Source organism: Flavobacterium sp. CBA20B-1 (genome assembly GCF_028473145.1).
Lineage (GTDB): Bacteria > Bacteroidota > Bacteroidia > Flavobacteriales > Flavobacteriaceae > Flavobacterium.
This window is the reverse complement of the sequence record NZ_CP092370.1, coordinates 2,706,105-2,728,234: the sequence shown is the minus strand read 5'-3', so window position 1 is coordinate 2,728,234 and position 22,130 is coordinate 2,706,105. Positions and strand designations below refer to the sequence as shown.

The following is a 22,130-nucleotide window of genomic DNA, read 5'->3' as shown; positions in this document are numbered from 1 at the left end:
CAGCTTATATCAATATATCGGAGAGCGATTGAGTGTGGAAGACTTTTAACTTGTTCTAAAAAGGAAAGTTTACAATTTTTTTAATGTTATTTTAAACAAAAAACCTCAAACTTTTCAGCCTGAGGTTTTTCGCATTTATGAAAAAATCTATTACTTCACTTCTTCGTAATCTACGTCTTGGGTAGCATCGCCACTGTCTTGTGTTGGCTCAGCTTGTTGAGCACCACCTTGCTGAGCGTCTGCTTGTGCTTTGTACATTTCTTCTGAAGCTGCTTTCCAAGCTTCGTTGATTTTGTCTAAAGCCGGTTGAATTGTTTCTACATTACGCGTTTCGTAAGCTTTTTTCAATTCTTCCAATGCTCCTTCGATGTTCGATTTGTTACCATCTGATAATTTATCCCCAAACTCTTTCAATTGTTTTTCGGTTTGGAAAATCATTCCGTCTGCTTCGTTTAATTTATCGGCAGTTTCTTTGGCTTTCTTATCTGCTTCTGCGTTTGCTTCTGCTTCTTTCTTCATTTTCTCGATTTCTTCCGGAGTTAAGCCTGAAGAAGCTTCGATACGGATATCATGCGATTTTCCTGTTCCTTTGTCGGTTGCCGATACTTTAATGATACCGTTGGCATCAATATCAAAAGTAACTTCGATTTGTGGCACACCGCGTTGTGCTGGTGGAATACCATCTAAATGGAAACGACCAATTGTTTTGTTATCGTTTGCCATTGGGCGTTCCCCTTGCAATACGTGGATTTCTACCGATGGTTGGTTATCTACCGCTGTTGAAAACACTTGCGATTTTTTGGTTGGAATGGTTGTGTTCGATTCGATTAATTTCGTGAAAACACCACCCATAGTTTCAATTCCTAATGATAAAGGTGTAACGTCTAACAACAATACATCTTTTACATCACCGGTTAAAACACCCCCTTGAATTGCAGCACCTAAAGCTACAACCTCATCAGGATTTACGCCTTTTGATGGTTTTTTACCGAAGAATTTTTCTACGTGTTCTTGAATTACCGGGATACGGGTTGATCCACCTACCAAAATTACCTCATCGATATCAGAGATTGATAAACCTGCATCTTTCAATGCTTTTTTACATGGTTCCATTGAACGGCGCACCAATTCGTCTGCCAATTGCTCAAATTTTGCACGAGTTAATGTTTGCACCAAGTGTTTTGGTCCTGTAGCTGTAGCAGTTACATAAGGTAAGTTAATTTCTGTTTGAGCTGAAGACGATAATTCGATCTTTGCTTTTTCAGCAGCTTCTTTTAAACGCTGTAATGCCATTGGATCCTGGCGTAAATCAACACCTTCTGCACTATTAAATTCGTTTGCTAACCAGTTAATAATTACTTGGTCAAAATCGTCACCACCTAAATGCGTATCTCCGTTTGTTGACAATACTTCAAAAACACCGTCACCTAATTCTAAAATCGAGATATCAAAAGTACCACCACCTAAATCGTAAACTGCAATCTTTTTGTCTTGGCTGCCTTTATCCAAACCATACGCCAACGCTGCAGCAGTAGGTTCGTTGATAATACGCATTACTTCTAACCCAGCAATTTGTCCAGCTTCTTTAGTAGCTTGGCGTTGTGCATCGTTAAAATATGCAGGAACGGTAATCACCGCTTGTGTAACTGTTTGCCCCAAATAATCTTCGGCAGTTTTCTTCATTTTTTGAAGCGTCATTGCCGATAATTCTTGTGGAGTGTACAAACGTCCGTCCACATCAACGCGCGGGGTATCGTTGTCACCTTTTACTACTTTGTATGCTGTATGCTCTAATTCTTTTTGAACTTCAGAGAATTTTTCACCCATAAAACGTTTAATAGACGCTATGGTTTTTGTAGGGTTTGTTACCGCTTGGCGTTTTGCAGGATCCCCCACTTTAATTTCACCGCCTTCTACAAAAGCAATTACAGACGGTGTTGTTCTTTTACCTTCTGCATTTGGAATAACCACTGCTTCATTACCTTCCATTACAGCAACACAAGAGTTGGTAGTTCCTAAGTCAATTCCAATAATCTTACTCATATCTTTTATATTCTTTATTTTGTACTTTATTTTTTTGTGATTCATTCACGCTTTTCAATTAGTCAATTGTTGTGCCTAACTTAAAAAACATAAAAAAATGTCAGAAATTGGCGTTTTTATATGACACACTGTCACAAAAAAATTGTTTTAACCTTCAAAAAATGCCAAAAATATAGGTTTTATAGAAATGTCATATCTAACAAAATTTTAGAAAACTTCCACTTATTTTTCTTTATCTTCGCTTTATTAATTTGTTAAGATTCAATATGGAATATATTTCAGTTTTCGATATGTTAAAAATTGGCGTTGGCCCATCCAGTTCGCATACTCTAGGTCCGTGGAGAGCTGCGGAACGCTTTATTGCCGAATTGAAACATTTAGATATTTTTGATAAAACAGAACGAATTACCGTTGATTTATATGGATCGCTGTCATTAACCGGTATTGGTCACGCTACCGATTTGGCCGTGATGTTAGGATTGAGTGGTGCCGATCCGGAATATGTTCCTGTTGAAGCTATTTCAGAAATTATTGATACTATTAAAAACACGCATTTTTTAAACTTGGGTGGTACTCAAAAAATTGCTTTTAATCCAGCGAAACAAATTGTTTTCAATAAAGACTTTTTGCCCTTTCACGCCAATGGATTAACATTTACTGCTTTTTATGAAGATCAAAAGCATGAAGCTACTTTTTATTCAATAGGTGGTGGTTTTGTGGTGAAAGAAACAGCCAATACAGACACAACCAATGAGAAATCGAAAATTGATTTTCCGTTTGCTGTGGATAATGCCGATGAACTGCTTGCTTTTTGTATCAAAGAAAATAAATCAATTTCTGAAATTGTTTATGAAAACGAATTGATGTTGCGCAGCCCGGAAGAAATAGACCGAGAACTAATGCGAATTTGGAACACCATGTTAGAGTGCATTTATATTGGTTGCCATACTGAAGGAACACTTCCAGGCGGATTAAACGTGCGTAGAAGAGCGTATGATACTTATCAAAAATTAAAAGGCGATTTACCTTATAATAATCCGCAAGAATGGCTGCAAACCATTCGCAAAACAAAAGTATATTTTCGTCAAATATTAAAATGGGTAAGCTGTTTTGCTTTGTCGGTAAACGAAGTAAATGCATCGTTAGGCCGCGTGGTTACTGCACCCACAAACGGCAGTGCAGGCGTAATACCTGCTGTTTTAATGTATTATTTAACCATTGAAAACCACAAAGCCGGCGAAAAAGAAATAAAACAGTTTTTAATGGTTGCCGGTGAAATTGGCAGTATCTTTAAAAAAGGAGCCACTATTTCTGCTGCAATGGGAGGTTGTCAAGCCGAGATTGGCGTATCGAGTGCAATGGCGGCGGCTGCACTTTGCGAATTAATGGGCGGAACACCTCAACAAGTAACCGTTGCTGCCGAGATTGCTATGGAACATCATTTAGGTTTAACCTGCGATCCAATTGGTGGTTTGGTGCAAATTCCGTGTATTGAACGAAATACTATGGGTGCTATTAAAGCAATTAACGCCGCCGAGTTAGCATTAGATACCGATCCTAAAAACGTAAAAGTTCCATTAGATAAAGTAGTGAATACCATGTGGCGAACCGCGCAAGATATGAATAACAAATACAAGGAAACCAGCGAAGGTGGTTTAGCTGTGGCTGTTAATTTGGCAGATTGTTAGTAAAACCATGAAAAAGCTACTATTTTTTTTACTGATGAATTGTTTGGTTTATGGGCAACAAAGAAAATACATATCAACTCCCACTGTTGCATACAACGACGAAAAACAATCAAAAGCTGTGGGTATTTTTCTGCGTGGTGCATCAATAGATTCGTATGAATTTCTGGAATACAAATACGTTTATAAGGTTTATACACCGCACACCGAAACAATTTATATTACCGATACCTACAATGTAAAAGACCATTTAAACGCGAAAGATGATTACGAAAAACCGCCTGCAATTATTATTGGAAACGACGGTTATTACGGATCGCCCCATTTGTTCACAACGGTTGCAAGCCTTAAAATTCGCGAGTTGCCCAATAGTGTTGCTCCTGTGGTAGGTACACTTTTAAACGGAACGGTGGTTCCTATTTCCTTTTATCCGTATAATCCAGAAGCTTGGATTCCGGTTCAGATTGATAACAAAAAGGGATATATTCCAGTGAAATATGTGGGAAAACGACCAGATCTTTCCGACTTAAAAAATCAATACAAAAAAGCTGAAACTTTAGAAGAGCAAAAAAAATTTGCCGAACGCATTTTAGAACTCGGTTGGAACAGTAATCCCGATGAAAACGAAGACGCTTTACGCTTGTACGCCGAATTTGCATCAAAAAATAATCAAAAAGATGTTGCCGAAATTTGTTTACTGCAAGCCGATGCTTTAAAACACAGACCTCGAGCATCTTTTTCACTTCCATCGCAATTAATCGAAGAAAAAAAGTTTGGCTTTACTATTAACAACCTTTTAGAACCTAAAAATGGTTTTCAAAAAGAATTTTTAGTAGCACAATTAGGTAAACTTACCACTAAAACCGAAGCTTACGATGATTGCACATTGACCGAACATGAATATTTGGTTTATTTCGGCATTTGTGAAACCATTGCACACCGCACGAATAAAACCTTTCATTTGCGAGAAGTAACTGCCCAACAAGGCATTGGCTTTAAAATTAAAAATACTTTTTTAGACAGCACTACTACCGAAGTTGAATTTTTAAAAACCGCTCTCGGCTTGATTTCTTTTATAAACGCTGAAAATCAATCGTATTACATTTCAAACGATGACTATATGGTATATGAATTTCAGTTTAAAAACGGAAAATTGTTTAAGATTGTAGCATCTTCTTATTGCTAATAAAAAACACTTCATTAGCAAAAGACACGCTCTTTTGGCTTGTTTTATTCAGAATAGTATCTTTTTCTTAAACTTTTTATCTAATTTTACCGCTCACAAACAACAATAATTTCAGTATGTCTGTTGCAAAAAAAGATTACAAAATAGTGACTACCAAGTCGCTTTTTGATATGAAAAAAAACGGAGAAAAAATCTCTATGCTTACCGCTTACGATTACACCATGGCTAAAATTGTAGATTCTGCGGGGGTTGACGTGATTTTGGTAGGCGATTCTGCCAGCAATGTTATGGCAGGACACGAAACCACTTTACCCATTACATTGGATCAAATGATTTATCATGCTTCATGTGTGGTTCGCGGTGTGCAACGTGCGTTGGTAGTGGTTGATTTACCTTTTGGATCCTACCAGTCGGACTCTAAAAAAGCTTTGGAATCTGCCATTCGGGTAATGAAAGAAAGCGGTGCGCATGCTTTGAAATTAGAAGGTGGTAAAGAAATTAAAGAAGGCATTAAAAAGATTTTAGGCGCTGGTGTTCCGGTTATGGGACATTTGGGTTTAACGCCTCAGTCTATTTACAAATTTGGAACATATACCGTTCGAGCAAAAGAAGAAGCCGAAGCCGAAAAATTGATAGAAGATGCCAAAATGCTCGAAAAAATTGGTTGTTTTGCAATTGTTTTAGAGAAAATTCCGGCAGCATTGGCAGAGAAAGTTGCCCAAGAAGTTTCGATTCCTATTATCGGAATTGGCGCAGGAAGTGGTGTTGACGGTCAGGTTTTAGTGGTGCATGATATGATTGGTATGACACATGAATTCAGTCCTAAATTTTTAAGACGCTACATGAATTTGTATGAAGACATGACAAAAGCCATCGGACAATATGTTGATGATGTAAAATCGAAAGATTTCCCAAATTCATCGGAGCAATATTAACAAATTAAACCACAGATGCATCAGTTATTTTCTTCAATTTAAAGATAACTTTCAAGGATTAACCTGCAAAAAACTTTGTATCTAATCAAATGAAAATCAACATATCATCTGTGCATCTCTAGAAATAACCTACGTGCTACTCGAATGAAAATCTATTCAAACAAAGACAACTTACAGGTTTTATACGAAGACAACCATATCATTGTGGTGAATAAGCGTGCGGGCGATATTGTTCAAGGCGATACAACCGGCGATAAACCATTGAGCGATGTAGTTAAAGAATATTTAAAAGAAAAATACAACAAACCCGGAGCTGTTTATTTGGGCGTGGTTCACAGGTTAGATCGCCCCACAACAGGCATTGTTTTGTTTGCAAAAACATCTAAAGCTTTAACCCGATTGAACGATTTGTTTAAAAACCGTGAAACCCAGAAAACCTATTGGGCTGTGGTTAAAAAGCAACCGCCAAAAGACAGTGACACGTTGATTCACTATTTAACTAGAAACCCAAAAAACAACACCTCTAAAGCACACACCAAAGAAGTAAAAGACAGCAAAAAAGCAATTTTAGATTACAAAATCATTCAAAAATTAAATGCTTATTTTGCTTTAGAAATTAATCTGCACACAGGTCGTCATCATCAAATTCGCTGTCAATTGAGCGCTATTGGTTGTCCAATTAAAGGCGATTTAAAATATGGTTTTGATAGAAGCAATCCGAACGGTGGTATTCATTTGCACGCACGCCAATTAGTATTGACACATCCGGTAAGCAAAGAAGAATTAAAAATTATTGCCCCCGTTCCAGATGATATTATTTGGAAAAACGTAGAAAAATAGTAATTTAGATAAAAATTTAGAATCTATTAAGATATGAAATGGGAGAAAAAAGGAAATGTAGAAGGTTTTGAAGACCGCAGAGGAATGTCGGGCGGTGGAAAAGCAGTTGTAGGTGGTGGAATCATTGGTATTGTAGCATTGTTGCTTACCATGTTTGGTGGTGAAACTGGTCAAGTGATTGGTACTATTTTAAATCAAACCCAAGGCGCAACACAGCAAACCGAACAAGTACAAACGAGAGAGCTTTCTGCAGAAGAAAAAGAATTAGGCGAGTTTTCTAAAGCCAATTTTGATTATAACAATGAAACATGGCGTCAGATTTTTCAAGAAAATGGTCAAACTTATCAAAGACCTGGAATGGTTTTGTTTGATGACGGTGTGAATACTGCGTGTGGTTCGGCTACATCAGCATCAGGACCTTTTTACTGTCCTGCCGATCAAAAAGTGTATATGGATTTACGTTTTTTTGAAGAATTACGTACTCGTTTTGGTGCCAAAGGCGGCGATTTTGCAATTGCTTATGTTATTGCACACGAAGTGGGACACCACATACAAACCATTGTGGGAACCAGCCAAAAAGTGCGCCAAGCTCAGCAAGGACAAAGCAAAGCTGCAGCCAATAAATTTTCGGTAGCACAAGAATTACAAGCTGATTTTTACGCCGGAATTTGGGCAAGCCGCAATAAAGACAAGCTAGAAGCAGGCGACATTGAAGAAGCAATCAGCGCCGCACAAGCAGTAGGCGACGATGCCATTCAAAGTAAAATGCAGGGTCATGTGCAGCCGGAAACGTTTACACACGGAACATCAGCCGAACGAAAAGCTTGGTTTATGAAAGGATATACCACCGGAGATATCAGCCAAGGCGATATTCAAACAATATATAATAGTATTCGCTATTAAAACAGTAAACAATTCAAAAAATGCTTCGTACTTTTGCGAAGCATTTTTTTTATTATGAACTACGAAATCGATCAATTAAAACTATCCGAACAAATCATTGCGGTTGCGAAAAAAGTAGCTGTAACCTCCGGACTTTATATATTGCTTACCTTTATCATTCTATTTTTTGTATATTTTATTGGAATATTATTTTTGTTCGATTTTCCGCAAGACATCTCTAAATTAGAAAACACTGCATTTGTAGAAGAAATACTTGCCAGTAAATCTATAGAACTGCTGCTTTTAAACGGAATTGTGGGCATCATTGCACATTACCTTCTAAGCGGCGTTTACGGAATGATTCATCAATCAGCAACCCAGCCTTATGTGGGCTTGGGAACCGCTTACCAATCTGTTTTCAGCACCAGCGGTTTAAAAGCATTAAACGTTATTATAGCAGTACAAGTAAGCACCACTGCCCTTTCTTATTTCTTAGAACAAGCAGGTTTTGGTTTGGTAGCACTTGGAATAAGTGTTTTGGTGCAGCTGTTAACTTATTTTTCGGTTGTTGCTATTTATGTGCATGGTCTCGGTGTTGGTAAAAGTATTTCTTTAAGCATTGCTATCATCAATCAAAAACCGGGTTTTTTGTTTTTATTTATTATGATTACGTATTTTTTATCATTAATAGGTATTCTTTTTTTTGGAATAGGAATTATTTTAACCCTACCATTAAATTATATAGTGGCGTATTGTTTGTACCAACATATTAGCGACCAACTTACTGATTAGTCCATAAATCACGGTCTAAACTGCGGTATTGAATGGCTTCGGCAATATGCGCCGGCAGAATTTTATCGCACCTTTCTAAATCGGCTATGGTTCGAGCAACTTTCAAAATTCGGTCGTATGCACGGGCTGATAAATTAAGTTTATCCATAGCAGTTTGCAGCAATTGCAATGAAGTGGCATCTAAATCGCAAAAAACAGCTATTAACTTTGTGGGCATTTGGGCATTGTAATGAATACCCGCATATTCTTTAAAACGTTCCGATTGTATGCTTCGGGCTTGCACCACCCTATCTCGAATCGACGCACTTTTCTCTGCGCTTGATTTTTCAGATAATTTTTCAAAAGGAACAGGGTTTACTTCGATATGAAGATCAATTCGATCCAATAAAGGTCCTGAAATTTTGTTTAAATACCGATTCATTTCCTGTGCCGATGATGAACTTAACCCTTTATCATTCATAAAATATCCGCTGGGACTTGGGTTCATACTTGCAACCAACATAAAAGAAGATGGATAGGAAACGGTAAACTTTGCCCGCGAAATGGTTACTTCGCGATCTTCTAACGGTTGCCGCATAACCTCTAACACTTCGCGTTTAAATTCGGGCAATTCATCTAAAAACAATACGCCGTTGTGTGCCAATGAAATTTCACCAGGTTGCGGATAACTGCCACCACCCACCAGCGATACGCTCGATGCCGTATGATGCGGTGCCCTAAAAGGTCGCTTTTTGATCAAACCAACGTTTTGTGCCTTGCCCACCACACTATGAATTTTTGTGGTTTCTAAAGCTTCGTCCATCGTCATTGGTGGTAAAATACTTGGCAATCGCTTAGCTAACATGGTTTTACCAGATCCGGGCGGACCGATCAGCAAAATATTATGACCACCGGCAGCAGCAATTTCTAGTGCACGCTTAATGTTTTCCTGCCCTTTTACTTCGGCAAAATCAAGCAACGAAAAATCGTTGGCAACATCAAATAAATCTTCTTGTTCAATCTGGGTAATCTTCAAAGGCGTTTTATCTTCAAAATGATCGATTAAATCAGAAATATTTGGCACTGCATACACATTGATTCCTTCAACGATAGCTGCTTCTTGAATATTTTCTTTTGGAAGAAAAATCTCAGTATAACCATCGGCCTTTGCTTGAATGGTTATTGGCAGCGCACCTTTGATGGGTTGCACAGAACCATCTAACGATAATTCACCCATAATCATTACATTGCTAAAATCGGTTTTCTTTAATTGACCTGAAGCGGCTAAAATTCCAATCGCTAAAGGCAAATCATAAGCCGAGCCTTCTTTGCGCAAATCGGCAGGCGCCATGTTTATAGTGATTTTTTTTCCGGGTAAATTGTATCCAATATTTGCCAAAGCAGCAGCAATTCGGTAGCTTGACTCTTTTACTGCATTATCGGGCAACCCCACTAAATGATAGCCAATGCCTTTGTCTATATTTACTTCAATGGTTATTGTGGTAGCGTTTATACCAAAAACAGCGCTTCCAAAAACTTTTACCAACATATACAATTTGTTATTTTCTAAATTCTAATATAGTACTTTTAATTTAAAAAAGAGTGATTGTTTTAGATATAATTTATGTATGAAATATTCAAAAAGCTTTTTAGTTGTATTTTTGTTTGACAAACAAAGCAAAACATGAAAAAAATTATTTTGGTGGGATATATGGGAAGTGGTAAAACAACCGTAGGGAAAAAGTTGGGCGTGGAGCTTGCTATTCCTTTTATTGATCTAGACCATTTTATTGAAGACAAAGAGCAATTAACCATTAACGAAATATTTAAACAAAAAGGAGAGGTTTATTTTAGAAAAGCGGAACAATTTTGGTTTAATGAACTTTTAAATACCAATGAACAATTCGTTTTAAGCTTGGGCGGTGGCACTCCTTGCTATGCGAATAACCATTTAAAACTACAAGATGATAGGGTGCAATCATTCTATTTAAAGACCAATGTTTCTACTTTAGTTGAAAGGTTAAAAAATAGCAATCGCCCTCTATTGCAAAATATCGATGACTTGACAACATACATTGCACAGCATTTATTTGAACGAAATTATTTTTATAATTTTTCAAAACATATTTTACCCACCAACAACAAAGATATTACAGCGATTTGCCATGAAATTTTATCAATCATTAAAAAAAATGATTAATTGTTTATTATTTTCGCTATATTTATTGTTTAAAACAATACTTTATGAAATACACTTTTACGCTTTTAGTATTATTCATAGGTTTTCATTTTAGTTTTAGCCAAAGTATAAATCCATCGCATATTATAAATTTATGCTCTGGTCAAACTGTTCAAGGAACCAGCCCCACAACCAATGTATATAACAATTTATACACTTCGTGTAGTACATTCTTACCACTATCCACTGCTATAACGCTTTACTATGTAGAGATTGAATCAGGTTCTACCTTTACATTTACCATCACCCCAAACGCAAATGTTGATTTTGATTTTGCTTCATGGCTAAACCCTAATTTATCAAATTTGGGTATTAGTGACCGTGGATCGCAAAATACCATTATTGGGGTAAATACAGTAGATATTGGTTTATCTTTATTAGAACCCACCCAATTGTGCGAAACTCCGGGAGCTGCTCCACCAAATACCGGCGTAATTCCGGGAATGGTTCGTTGGTATGATGTGGTGCCTGGCGATGGAATATTAATTGCCGTGGATCATTGGGAAAGTTCTGTTGTTAGTTACGATTTATCGTTTGGAGGAGATGCTGTTTTAAACTGTAGTGTGATTGGTAAAACCTACGAAGTATGCGATTGGGACAGAGATGGAAAAGAAACGTTCGATTTGAATACTATAAAAGATGAAATAAACAATATAAATAAAACATTTACTATCGATTTCTTTGAATTTGAGGCTGATGCAAATACCCTCTTTGCCACAAACACGCTTCAATCGCCGTATGACGTTTCATCAACTGAAAGTCCTAAAACGATTTATGCCCGATTCAAAAGGGCAAACGGATTATTGGCGCGCGTTACCGAAATAACGTTTATTGTGAACGATGTGGCAAAGCTGCCTGAATATGCACTAGAATTAGAAGTTTGTGATTTCGATCAAACAAAAGATGAATATTTCAACCTCACCGATATTGAACCACAAATTAACAGATTAAACAATTCTTCTATAACTTATAAATACTATGAAAATGAACAAGATGCTTTAGAAGAAAACACTAATTACATCTCTAATCCTCAAAATTATCTATCAAGAAGCAAAACAATTTACATTCAAATAACCACCAATGGAAAATGTCCTTTTGTTGTACCATTGCAATTAAAAGTGGATACATTAGGCTTTCCTCCTAAAAACATAGACTATTCTGAATTTTGTGCTGATGAAGCGTCAGACGGATTGGTGTATAATTTAGAAGAAAGTATTGATTATTTTATTGATGGTCAAACAAAAACAGATTTTGAATTTAGCTTTTATAATTCACAAAACAATGCCATTTCTAAAACAAATCCCATACAACAACCTACTAGCTACAAACTGCCTTTTGGTGTGCAAGAAACCATTTATGTAAGGATTGAAAACGAGAAGCAATGTTTTATTTTATCAGAATTGCGTCTTGATTCGAAGGAAAGAATCACCCGAAACGACCAATACAATGTGGGCTGCGAACCTTTTTTATTGCCACCTCTACCTGCAGGTTACAATTATTATACGGAGCCCAACGGTAAAGGAAAGCTGATAAAAACCTATACTGCAGATGCTGTAATTTATGGCAAAAGAACAATCTATATCTATGGAAACAGTTTGTTTATTGACCCCGACTATCCAGAGTTTAACAAATGTACTTATGAAACACAATTCACTGTTTATAACAATGATTGTTTAATTCCGAAAGGAATTTCACCCAACGGCGATGGTTTAAACGATTCTTGGGATTTAACACCTTTTGGAGTCACAAAGCTAAGTATTTACAACCGAATGGGTGCTTTAGTTTACAGCTATGGAATGGGATACACCAATCAATGGCATGGACAGTCAAACGGGGGAGCTATTTTGCCCTCTGGCACTTATTTCTATAGCATAGAATCTATAAACGGACCAAAGACAGGCTGGGTACAAATCATGATGGAAGTACAGTAACAAAAAGCGCAATCTTTTCAGATTGCGCTTTTTAGCTTAAATAGGCATATTCTTCTTGATCGTTAAAAACCACTTGTATGTGTTCTAAACTAGAGGTTGACAATGAAATGCCTTTAAAATCTGCTTTTACCGGAAACTTCTTGTGATTGCGGTCTATCAATACTGCTGTTTTAAATTTCTTTAAAGGTACTTCTAAGAAATACTTTACGCCATAAATCAATGTGGCTCCAGAGTTCATAACATCATCAACCAAAACCAAAGCTTTGTTTTCGTAATCGGTCTGTAATAAATCGGTTTTAATAGCTTCTAACGGATTTTGCTTGTTTACTTCAACCTTTCCTAAAACTATTTTTATGTTTGATATTTTTTGAACCTCATCGCTTATTTTCTTTGCAAAAACATAGCCACTGTTTGCTATTCCGGCAATTACTATCTCGGTTTCATCTACAAATGTTTCATAGATTTGGTAAGCAATTCGCTTGGTTATTTGCTGAATTTGTTGCTGGTTTAATATAATGTTTTGTGCCATTTTATTTCTTTAAAATAATGAATAGTTCGCTGTTTTGTCTTGGTTTTATTGAATTGTAGCAAGGTTGTAGTGTTTCAATTGAAAAATAGTTTGAAAACAATTCTTGATATGCTGCTGCACTTCCACCAAAGGGCGGTCCTTTTTCAGTGAGCGGAAACGAAAACAAAACGCCTGCCAATTTACCGTTGGTTTTTAATAATTGACTCATTTTTTCTGCGTACAAAGGTCTTAATTCTGGTGATAATGCACAAAAAAATGTTTGCTCTATGATTAAATCATAGGTATCGGTATGGTTAAAAAAATCATCAACAATTAATTGGTTGCTGGGAAAATCAGGATTTTTGGCTGCAAAAGCTGCAAAAGGTTCGGCTGAAATATCTAACCCCACCACATTTTTAAAACCATTATTGTATAGATAAGCCAGTTCGTGACCACTGCCTACCCCTGGTATCAAAATCTTTAAGTTTTTATTGGTGAGCTGATCCACGTATTCTTTTATAGGTGTGGTTATTTCGCCGGCATCCCAAGGGATATTGTTTTCGGCATATCGGCTGGTCCAGTATTCTTTATTTAGTTTCATTGTTTAATTGTTCAAAATAATCGTCTTCATCTAAGTACTCATCTATATCGCGGCGGTCTTTCTTGGTTGGTCGGCCTTCGCCTTTTGCACGGTAGTGCTCTTTTGCCAATTTCAAAAGCTCTAAATGTTCAAATGCTTCTGGTGGAGTTTCATCTTTTCGGTACATGTCAACCAACTTTGCACCTACTCTATTAGGCGGAATATCTAAAACAGTGTACTGGTAATTGATTTGATCTTTACGAACCGAAATTTTATCGCCCGAGAAAACATCTCTCGAAGCTTTTGCCTGTTGATTGTTTACTAATATATGACCTTTTTTTACGGCATCAGTAGCTATACTACGTGTTTTATAAACCCTAATACACCACAAATATTTATCTACGCGCATATTGATATTATAATTTTGGGTTAATTTTTAAACAAAAATAAATGAAAATTGTATCTTGCACCATTAATTTATAAGTTAAATGAAAAGATTTTTTACATGGGCAGCATTGTTTAGCGGTTCTTTATTAATTTGGAACTGCACCCCGGAAGACAATGATACCACTATTGCAGAGCGCGACCGCCAAGAAGTATATAACGAAGATATCATAGAGATTGAAACCTTTTTAAAATCAAACAGCATTGAAATTCGGGAAGACGGCGTAAACTTTGAAACCACCGATTTGAATGCATCAAATGCTATTTGGAACCAAAGTGAAAATCCGTTGCAATCTATCACTATAAAAAATCTACCTTATTATACCAATTCACAAGGTTTGCAAAAATTAACCGATAATGTGGAATATAAATTATACTATATTATTGTGAATGAAGGCGGAGGAGAAACCCCAAATATGCATGACAATGCATTTACTTCATACACAGGTTATAAATTCGACAAAACGATTTTTGATACCTATCCATTTGGTTTTTGGAGTGCATATCCCGCTTTTTCAAGCTATACTGAAACCATTGCAGGTTACAGACAAATTCTTCAAAAAATTAAAACAGCTAGTGCCATCATTGAAAATGAAGACGGTACTTATACCTATGAAAACCCAGGACGTGTAATTGTGTTTATGCCATCTGGTTTAGGATATTTTGCATCATCTCCTGCAGGCAGCACTATTGGTACTTACGAACCTTTGATTTTTGATATTTCATTGATTGCGAAGAAAGAAGTAGATCATGACAACGATGGTTTGCTTGATAAATACGAAGATGTTAACAGCAACGGAGATTTGTGGGACGATGATACCGATGGCGATGGAAAACCTAATTTTTTAGATCTTGATGACGATGGCGATGGTTATACCACTCGTCAGGAAATCACTTACACTGTGGAAGAAAATGGCGAAATGGTTCAAAAATTATATGAATTTGAACAAATTCCAAATTGCGAAAATGGTTCAGTAAAAAAACATTTAGATAAAAATTGTCATTAAAAATACACTAAAACCTGTTTAATTGCAGGTTTTTTTTAGCTTAAGAAAAACATGAACACTTCCAATATTGCCCAATTAATACAAAAAGATTTAGAAACCTTACTTTATTACAAAAGCAAGAAAGATAAAATTTCTGTTAACAATGCCATTGAAATTGCATCGTATGTTGCAGCAAACTTTTTAAGGATTATATTTGCAAAAAATAAAGAGATAAAACCCGAAGAATTAAACGGTGTTTTTGGAATCATTAGTAATATTTATAACGATATTTTTCAAAATCAATTGCAGCCTGCAGATTATGAAATGATAAGCACCAAAGCTTTAGAATTGTTAAACGATACTGATTTTGACCAGAACTGCAAAGCCTTCTTCAAAAGTATCATTCCTTAAGTTGCACCCTACTGTTAATGATTAATTTCGATTTCAACGAAGATTATATTTTAGAAAATGAATTTGTTCGATTAGAACCTTTATCGGCAAAACATTATGAAGATTTTTTAGAGTTTACCATACATGAACCCGAAATTTGGGAATATTCTATGGTGAAATGCGATACACCAGAAAATTTGAATAAATATATTGGTATTGCTATTCAAAAACGCATTAATCAAGAAGAATATACTTTTGCTGTTTTTGACAAGAAAAAGCAAAAATTTGTTGGCGCAACACGCTATTGCGATATTTATTTAAACAGCAATCGCTTACAAATGGGTTATACTTGGTACGGAAAAGCATTTCAAGGAACGGGTGTAAACAAAAATTGCAAATGGCTTTTATTGGAATTTGCTTTTGAGAAAATGCAAATGGTTCGGGTGGAATTTAGAGCTTATTCTGAAAACCTGAGAAGTATAAATGCCTTGCTAAGTATTGGTTGTTCCGTTGATGGAGTTTTGCGCAGCAACGCCATTTGTCCTAAAACAGGTGTGCGAAGAGATACTATGGTGTTGAGTATTTTAAACACAGAGTGGAACGAATCGGTGCGCGAAATGCTCTATGCAAAAATCTATCCAATGGATCAGTAAAAAAACTACATTTTAAAACTCTGTATTTTAGTATTATACACCAAATAATCTTCAAGAAGATGTATTTTTTTGGTGTATGCCTTGCATTCATAATTTAGAATAATAATGCCATTTAGTTCGTGTAGTTGCTTTAATTCTATTTGTTTGCAAAACATTTTAATATTTGTTTCAATTTCGGGTTTACTTTTGTAATGTATTTTATCAATCTGAATTTCAATGCGTTTCAAAGAAATCATTGTTAATAAATGTTTGTTTACAAATCCGCCTAAATGAATGATGAAAAAACTGCATGCCAGAAAGGTAAGTGCGGTATAAAACTGACCAAAACCAATACTCATTCCAATGGCTGCTGCAATCCAAATTATACTAGCAGTGGTTAATCCATTGATACTAAAAGCATCTTTAAAAATAACACCTGCGCCCAAAAAACCAATGCCACTAACCACATACGAAGCAATGCGTGTGGCGTCTTCAGAATCGCCCATACCCAATTTATAGGAAAGTAACGTAAACAGCGTACTTCCTAAACATATCAAGGTTATGGTTCGCAAACCGGCAGCTTTGTCTTTCAACTCTCTTTCGGCACCCAAAAGCATTCCCACCAAAAGCGAGAAAGAAGCTTTTAACAGATCCGATAATTGCCAATAATCAGTGATAGTGGTGAAATCCATAGTCTTTTTTTTTTAAAATTAAAAAGGTTAACGAAAACGCTAACCTTTTAGATGTACTATAAATATACTATTTTTTTATTATTTAATGATTAGTTTGTGGGAATATTCCCCTGCATTTGATTTGAATTTAAGCAGGTAGATTCCTGCTTGGTAACCTACAGTTGGAATAATTACTTTGCTTCCTAGAGTTTGTGATGCAATTATTTTTTTTCCAGTAATATCAAACATTTCAAAAGTAGTTTCATTTGTTAATTGCGATTCAATAATAAAATAATCATTTCCAACAGGATTAGGATAAATCGATAATTTTGATTGTATTTCTATGTTTTTGGTAGAAGCAGGTGCGTCACCAATTCCCACAGCGTACCAAGCATTTACAACTTCGTCCCATTCGTTTGAATGAAGTCCATATAATGTTTCAGCAGCTATTTTGGTGGCATTATAAAAATCGATATATGTTGCTGAAGGTGATAAGCTGTTTGTTAACGCTCGGTAAGCAATCTTCTCTGCTTTTTGAATGGTGATAGGGTTTACATAGTACGCGTTTCCTAAATCATTGGTTCCGTTTCCACCCATACTTAGTAAATAAAACCAATGGTTCCCCACACCACTGTTGATATGTACACCGCCATAATCGTTATATGCGTTTGGATTATTGGTAGTTTTCTGCCAATAAGTACCTTTGTAAGTATCGGGTTGATTTGGAGCTCCTGCCGATACAGGTGTGTTATTTGGGTTGTTCATACTTCTAAAATAGTTTGGGGAAATATTGTTTTTAAAAACCCCTTCACCTATTGTCCAATTGGGGTTATCGTTCACATAAAATTCTATAGCTGTTCCAAAAATGTCTGCAAATGATTCATTTATAGCCCCTGATTCGTTTTCATAATCTAAACCTCCATTGCCGTTTCTGCTGATTACCATGTGCGAAAATTCGTGCCCCGCGATATCTAAAGAGACCACCGGATGCATGCTTGAACCTCCTTTGCCGTAAAACATTCCATTGTACACATCATTTTGATAGAATTCATCTACAGCCGCTGCATTTTCATCTGTACCTAAAACAGCACCTGCATCATAATAGTTATGAATGATATGATTATTTCCATCAAAACTAAATCGGTTGTGAATATTTTTATAGTAATCATACGTTTCTCTCATAGCCCAATGCACTTCTACTGCAGGCTTTAACCCATTAACTGTGAAATTTGGAGAAGCATTTGTGTATTCTGAAAATCCGTTGAATGAACCATCGCTGTTTAGTTGCCCGTCTAAATTAGATCCATTTAAGGTTCTAATATTTCTACTGTTATCCATTAAACGATACGTTCCATTGTAAGAATCTACAGTCATACTCTTAGTTCCTCTAAAATAAGTAGCACTAGAACTTGGAGTATCGGCTTTATATACTTTGTTTCTTTCTATCAACAGCTCACCTGTTTGAGCGTCTATAATAAAATCAATACTTTTTAAAGGATATAAGGAGCGAATATTGATTTTCTTTACAAGTTTAATTACAAGGCCTTGCGTTTTATCTTCTTTTTTTAATATATATTTTTCAATAGCGCTTTCTGTTGCACTTTCATTCACACCAAAAGCTTTTCGGGCAATTTCAACAACTTCATTATCAGTTATTTTTTCGGTAACAGCTAGCTCTTTAAAAGATACCAATTGCCCATTTAGATGATTAATTTTCCCTTGCTTTTCATGCAAAAAAACTAAATCTCCATGCACTTTTATTCCTTTAAAAAAATGTTGGTAACTGTAATGAATAGCACCAGTTTCTGTATCCTTGGTCTTTTTAATCAATTCAAATGAATGATTGTTATCTAAATTAAAGTAACTAACAAGATTTTTATCAAATTCATCTGCAGCGATTATAAAGTTGCTAAAATCTGCATAGAACGTCCCTAATTTGTTTTGAAATTTGGGTTTTGGCCATCTTTCAGAAGTCTGATCTGATATATTAATCTGATAACTTTCGGCAAAAATTGTTTGGGTAGGAACTAAAAAAAGAGCCGCTAAAATGGTACGACTCATCATTTTTTTTAATGGGATAAATGGGTGACTCATTACTAAAAATATCTGTTGTTTTGAATCCTCTAAATTAGTTATATTTTTTTAAGTAAAACAATAAAAGCAATGCTTTTAAACATTGCTTCTATTAAATACTTGTATAGTTATATGATTAATAACGTGCTGCTTCTTTTCTTGCGTCTTGAATCATATCTTCATTTGCTACAATTCCAAATTCCACGCGGCGGTTTTTAGCTTGTCCTTCTTTTGTATCGTTTGATGCAATTGGATCAGCCTCTCCCATTCCTTGCGCAGTAATTCTTTTCACGCCAATACCTTTTGATCCTAAGTATGATTTCACGGCATTTGCACGGCTGCGAGATAATTTCATGTTGTATTCGTCTTTACCCACACTGTCTGTGTAGCCATAAATTGTAATTAAAGTTTTTGGGTTGCTTATTAAAACTTTAGCAATTTTATCCAAGTTTGCAGTCGCTGTTGGGGTTAATTCCGCTGAATCGAAGTTAAAGTTAACTGTATTTTCGTTCAATACCACTTTAATTCCTTCTCCAACGCGTTCAACTGTTGCTCCAGGGATAGCTGTTTCAATTTCTTGTGCTTGTTTATCCATGTTTTTACCAATAATCGCACCGGCAGTTCCACCGATAACTCCACCCAAAACTGCACCTAAAGCACTGTTGTTTTTACTTCCTACATTATTTCCTAAAACACCGCCTAAAACCGCACCTGCAGTTGCACCAACTGCTGCACCTTTTTGAGTGTTGTTTGCATTTCTAACCGTGTTACACCCTGTGAATAGTGTTCCTGCCAATAGAGCAGTTGATAATACATATACGCTTACTTTTTTCATAACTTTCTATTTTTATTTATTATTTTTTAAAAATGAATACACAATTGTTGCTTCTGTTGAATTGTCAATCAATTCAAAAGTAGTGTCTGTAATGTTTGCTGCGGTAAGATTATATCCTGTAGTAACATGTTTTGCCTTGTCATCACCAACAAACTTTAAGTTGAATGAGCTGTCTTGTTTAATGTTCCATACAATTTTAGAATTGTACTCCGGACAGCTTGAGGAATTGTTGTTCAAGGTAACAGTTCCTGTGTTATTGTTTGAAACAAATTTCCACTGACTGCCTTCAAAACATTTTGCATCGGCTATTTTGAATGATGTAACTTTAAATCCTGATGGATATTTTACATTGGTCAATGTCCACTCTCCTTTTAATTTAATCTGAGTTGGTACATCATTTTTTGTGTTAGTAGCTGTTTTACATGAGAACATTGCTACTGATAAAATTCCTATTGCTAAGACCTTTTTCATAATTAATATATTTTATAGTTCAAAATTAACAAATTTTGTGCCTTAATATAATTTTTGATGATTTTTTTTATGCCTTTTTGTCATATTTTTCATTATTGGTATTTGTTTTGACTATTTATCAGCAAAAATAACAGTAAAATTAATCTTATAAATATGACTTCAGGTAAAATAAATGTAACGGTTGAAAATATTTTTCCGTTGATTAAAAAGTTTTTATACAGCGATCACGAAATCTTTTTACGTGAATTGATTAGTAATGCTACCGATGCCACTTTAAAACTAAAGCATTTAACAGCGATTGGTGAAGCTACTGTTGAATATGGTCATCCAAAAATTGAAGTGAAGGTTGATAAAGAAAACAAAAAACTACACATTATTGACCAAGGAATTGGAATGACAGCTGAAGAGGTTGAAAAATACATCAACCAAGTCGCTTTTTCTGGCGCTGAAGAATTCCTAGAAAAATATAAAGATTCTGCAAAAGATTCAGGCATTATTGGGCATTTTGGTTTAGGATTTTACTCGGCATTCATGGTTGCAAGTAAGGTTGAAATCATTACCAAATCATATAAAGAAGAACCTGCTGTTCACTGGACATGCGACGGATCGCCTGAGTTTACTTTAGAGCCTTCAAACAAAACCGAGCGCGGTACAGAAATCATTCTTCATATTGCCGATGATTCTACCGAATTTTTAGAAGACCACAAAATTCAACAACTTCTTTCTAAATACAACAAATTCATGCCCGTGCCTATTAAATTTGGAACAAAAACCGAAAAAGAAGGCGATAACGAAGTAGTGGTTGATGCAATCATCAATAACCCAAACCCGGCATGGACAAAGAAACCAAGTGAGTTAAACGATGAAGATTACAAAAATTTTTACCGCGAATTGTATCCTATGCAGTTCGATGATCCTTTGTTTCATATCCATTTGAATGTGGACCATCCGTTTAATTTAACAGGAATTCTATATTTTCCGAAATTATCGGGTGATTTAAGCATTCAAAAAGATAAAATTCAATTGTATCAAAATCAAGTTTTTGTTACCGATAATGTAGAAGGAATTGTTCCTGAATTTTTAACGATGTTGAAAGGTGTAATCGATTCTCCGGATATTCCTTTAAATGTGTCGCGTTCTTACTTGCAGGCCGATGGAAATGTGAAGAAAATATCGAATTACATTACCCGAAAAGTAGCCGATAAATTGAAATCGCTTTTTAACGAAGACCGTGCTGCTTTTGAACAAAAATGGAACGATATTAAAATTGTGCTGGAATATGGAATGCTGAGTGAGGATAAATTCTACGAAAAGGCGAAAGATTTTGCACTATATCCAACCGTTGATGAGGCGTTTTTTACTTTTGAAGAATTAAAAGAAAAAATAAAAGCAAACCAAACCAATAAAGAAGGTAAAATAGTTGTGCTTTATGCGTCAAACAAAGATGCACAACACAGCTATATATCAAACGCCAAAGCAAAAGGATATGAAGTGTTGCTTTTAGATTCGCCAATTGTATCGCATTTAATTCAAAAGTTGGAAATGGATCATCAAGACATCACTTTTGCGCGTGTTGATGCGGATTCAATTGATAATTTAATTAAGAAAGAGGAAACGGTGGTTTCTAAATTAAGCGAGGATGAAACTAAAAAACTAAAAGAATTTATTGAAACCACAATAAACAATAGCAGCTACAGTGTTCAAACCGAAGCTTTGGACAGCAATGCGGAACCTTTCATGATTACGCAACCCGAATTTATGCGTCGTATGAAAGAAATGCAGGCAATGGGCGGCAATACCATGTTTGGAAGTTTCCCAGATTCATACAATTTAATTGTTAATACGAATTCTGAAATTGCTTCTAAAATTTTAAACGAAAGTGATGAAGTCACTAAAAATCATTTAGTGAAACAAGCATTAGATTTAGCAAAACTGGCTCAAGGCTTGCTCAAAGGTGAAGAGCTTACTGCTTTTGTGAAACGAAATTTTGAAAATATTCAATAAAAAAAGGAGCAAAATGCTCCTTTT

21 protein-coding genes are annotated in these 22,130 nt (G+C 35.6%); 12 read left to right on the top strand and 9 right to left on the bottom strand.

Annotation, left to right across the window (positions count from 1 at the left end):
* Positions 1–150 precede the first annotated feature (150 nt).
* On the bottom strand, positions 151–2,043 hold the full coding sequence (dnaK, locus tag MG290_RS13310; protein WP_264561722.1) for a molecular chaperone DnaK: 1,893 nt from the start codon (positions 2,041–2,043) through the stop codon (positions 151–153).
* A 266-nt stretch (positions 2,044–2,309) separates the two neighbouring features.
* Here dnaK and MG290_RS13305 point away from each other — a divergent pair, with 266 nt between their 5' ends.
* The 6 genes from MG290_RS13305 (at position 2,310) to MG290_RS13280 (ending at position 8,363) form a co-directional block, all read left to right on the top strand.
* Positions 2,310–3,731 (top strand): L-serine ammonia-lyase, encoded by a 1,422-nt coding sequence (locus MG290_RS13305; RefSeq protein ID WP_264561721.1) that lies wholly within the window; start codon positions 2,310–2,312, stop codon positions 3,729–3,731.
* A gap of 7 nt (positions 3,732–3,738) precedes the next feature.
* The gene (locus tag MG290_RS13300) at positions 3,739–4,914 is read left to right on the top strand and encodes an SH3 domain-containing protein (protein ID WP_264561720.1); all 1,176 of its coding nucleotides are present in this window, start codon (positions 3,739–3,741) and stop codon (positions 4,912–4,914) included.
* 116 nt (positions 4,915–5,030) lie between these two features.
* Entirely contained in the window at positions 5,031–5,849 is an 819-nt protein-coding gene (panB, locus tag MG290_RS13295; RefSeq protein WP_257499558.1) for a 3-methyl-2-oxobutanoate hydroxymethyltransferase, read from the top strand.
* Between the two features lie 144 nt (positions 5,850–5,993).
* Positions 5,994–6,689 carry an RluA family pseudouridine synthase gene (locus MG290_RS13290; RefSeq protein ID WP_264561719.1) on the top strand — a complete coding sequence of 232 codons (696 nt, stop codon included), beginning with the start codon at positions 5,994–5,996 and terminating at the stop codon, positions 6,687–6,689.
* 33 nt (positions 6,690–6,722) lie between these two features.
* Positions 6,723–7,592, top strand: a complete 870-nt coding sequence (gene ypfJ / locus MG290_RS13285; protein WP_264561718.1) for a KPN_02809 family neutral zinc metallopeptidase — start codon at positions 6,723–6,725, stop codon at positions 7,590–7,592.
* A 54-nt stretch (positions 7,593–7,646) separates the two neighbouring features.
* Positions 7,647–8,363, top strand: coding sequence for a hypothetical protein (locus MG290_RS13280; RefSeq protein WP_264561717.1), 717 nt, complete (start codon positions 7,647–7,649; stop codon positions 8,361–8,363).
* Here the strand turns inward: MG290_RS13280 and MG290_RS13275 are convergent.
* A complete protein-coding gene (locus MG290_RS13275; RefSeq protein WP_264561716.1) occupies positions 8,353–9,891 on the bottom strand; it encodes a YifB family Mg chelatase-like AAA ATPase in 1,539 nt (512 codons plus the stop codon). The two genes, MG290_RS13280 and MG290_RS13275, sit on opposite strands and share 11 nt — an antisense overlap.
* 135 nt (positions 9,892–10,026) lie before the next feature.
* Between MG290_RS13275 and MG290_RS13270 the strand changes: the two genes are divergently transcribed.
* Together MG290_RS13270 and MG290_RS13265 are read left to right on the top strand one after the other, a co-directional pair.
* Complete coding sequence (locus MG290_RS13270; RefSeq protein WP_264561715.1) at positions 10,027–10,542, top strand: shikimate kinase; 516 nt, start codon at positions 10,027–10,029, stop codon at positions 10,540–10,542.
* Between the two features lie 44 nt (positions 10,543–10,586).
* Positions 10,587–12,512 (top strand): gliding motility-associated C-terminal domain-containing protein, encoded by a 1,926-nt coding sequence (locus MG290_RS13265; protein ID WP_264561714.1) that lies wholly within the window; start codon positions 10,587–10,589, stop codon positions 12,510–12,512.
* Between the two features lie 31 nt (positions 12,513–12,543).
* Here MG290_RS13265 and MG290_RS13260 read toward each other — a convergent pair whose 3' ends face one another.
* Genes MG290_RS13260 through MG290_RS13250 form a run of 3 tightly spaced genes read right to left on the bottom strand, consistent with a single transcriptional unit; the run spans position 12,544 to position 14,009 of the window.
* Positions 12,544–13,041: a phosphoribosyltransferase family protein gene (locus MG290_RS13260; RefSeq protein ID WP_264561713.1), complete on the bottom strand. Its 498-nt coding sequence runs from the start codon at positions 13,039–13,041 to the stop codon at positions 12,544–12,546.
* Between the two features lies 1 nt (position 13,042).
* Positions 13,043–13,621 (bottom strand): TPMT family class I SAM-dependent methyltransferase, encoded by a 579-nt coding sequence (locus MG290_RS13255; RefSeq protein WP_264561712.1) that lies wholly within the window; start codon positions 13,619–13,621, stop codon positions 13,043–13,045.
* Positions 13,608–14,009: an RNA-binding S4 domain-containing protein gene (locus MG290_RS13250; protein ID WP_257499567.1), complete on the bottom strand. Its 402-nt coding sequence runs from the start codon at positions 14,007–14,009 to the stop codon at positions 13,608–13,610. Before MG290_RS13250 ends, MG290_RS13255 begins: the two co-directional genes overlap by 14 nt.
* A 79-nt stretch (positions 14,010–14,088) precedes the next feature.
* Between MG290_RS13250 and MG290_RS13245 the strand changes: the two genes are divergently transcribed.
* From MG290_RS13245 to MG290_RS13235, 3 genes are read left to right on the top strand one after another with little or no spacing between them, the layout of a single operon-like run.
* Positions 14,089–15,051, top strand: a complete 963-nt coding sequence (locus MG290_RS13245; protein WP_264561711.1) for an FKBP-type peptidyl-prolyl cis-trans isomerase — start codon at positions 14,089–14,091, stop codon at positions 15,049–15,051.
* A gap of 51 nt (positions 15,052–15,102) precedes the next feature.
* Positions 15,103–15,441 carry a hypothetical protein gene (locus MG290_RS13240; protein WP_257499569.1) on the top strand — a complete coding sequence of 113 codons (339 nt, stop codon included), beginning with the start codon at positions 15,103–15,105 and terminating at the stop codon, positions 15,439–15,441.
* 17 nt (positions 15,442–15,458) lie between these two features.
* Positions 15,459–16,073, top strand: a complete 615-nt coding sequence (locus MG290_RS13235) for a GNAT family N-acetyltransferase (protein ID WP_257499570.1) — start codon at positions 15,459–15,461, stop codon at positions 16,071–16,073.
* A gap of 5 nt (positions 16,074–16,078) precedes the next feature.
* Here the strand turns inward: MG290_RS13235 and MG290_RS13230 are convergent, their stop codons facing one another.
* From MG290_RS13230 to MG290_RS13215, 4 genes are all read right to left on the bottom strand, one after another.
* Complete coding sequence (locus tag MG290_RS13230; RefSeq protein WP_257499571.1) at positions 16,079–16,744, bottom strand: MgtC/SapB family protein; 666 nt, start codon at positions 16,742–16,744, stop codon at positions 16,079–16,081.
* Between the two features lie 78 nt (positions 16,745–16,822).
* The gene (locus tag MG290_RS13225) at positions 16,823–18,787 is read right to left on the bottom strand and encodes a M4 family metallopeptidase (RefSeq protein WP_264561710.1); all 1,965 of its coding nucleotides are present in this window, start codon (positions 18,785–18,787) and stop codon (positions 16,823–16,825) included.
* 145 nt (positions 18,788–18,932) lie between these two features.
* Positions 18,933–19,631: an OmpA family protein gene (locus MG290_RS13220; protein ID WP_257499573.1), complete on the bottom strand. Its 699-nt coding sequence runs from the start codon at positions 19,629–19,631 to the stop codon at positions 18,933–18,935.
* Positions 19,632–19,643: 12 nt separating this feature from the next.
* Positions 19,644–20,102, bottom strand: coding sequence for a lipocalin family protein (locus MG290_RS13215; RefSeq protein ID WP_264561709.1), 459 nt, complete (start codon positions 20,100–20,102; stop codon positions 19,644–19,646).
* 153 nt (positions 20,103–20,255) lie between these two features.
* Between MG290_RS13215 and htpG the strand changes: the two genes are divergently transcribed.
* Complete coding sequence (gene htpG / locus MG290_RS13210; RefSeq protein WP_264561708.1) at positions 20,256–22,106, top strand: molecular chaperone HtpG; 1,851 nt, start codon at positions 20,256–20,258, stop codon at positions 22,104–22,106.
* The last annotated feature ends 24 nt before the right edge of the window (positions 22,107–22,130 follow it).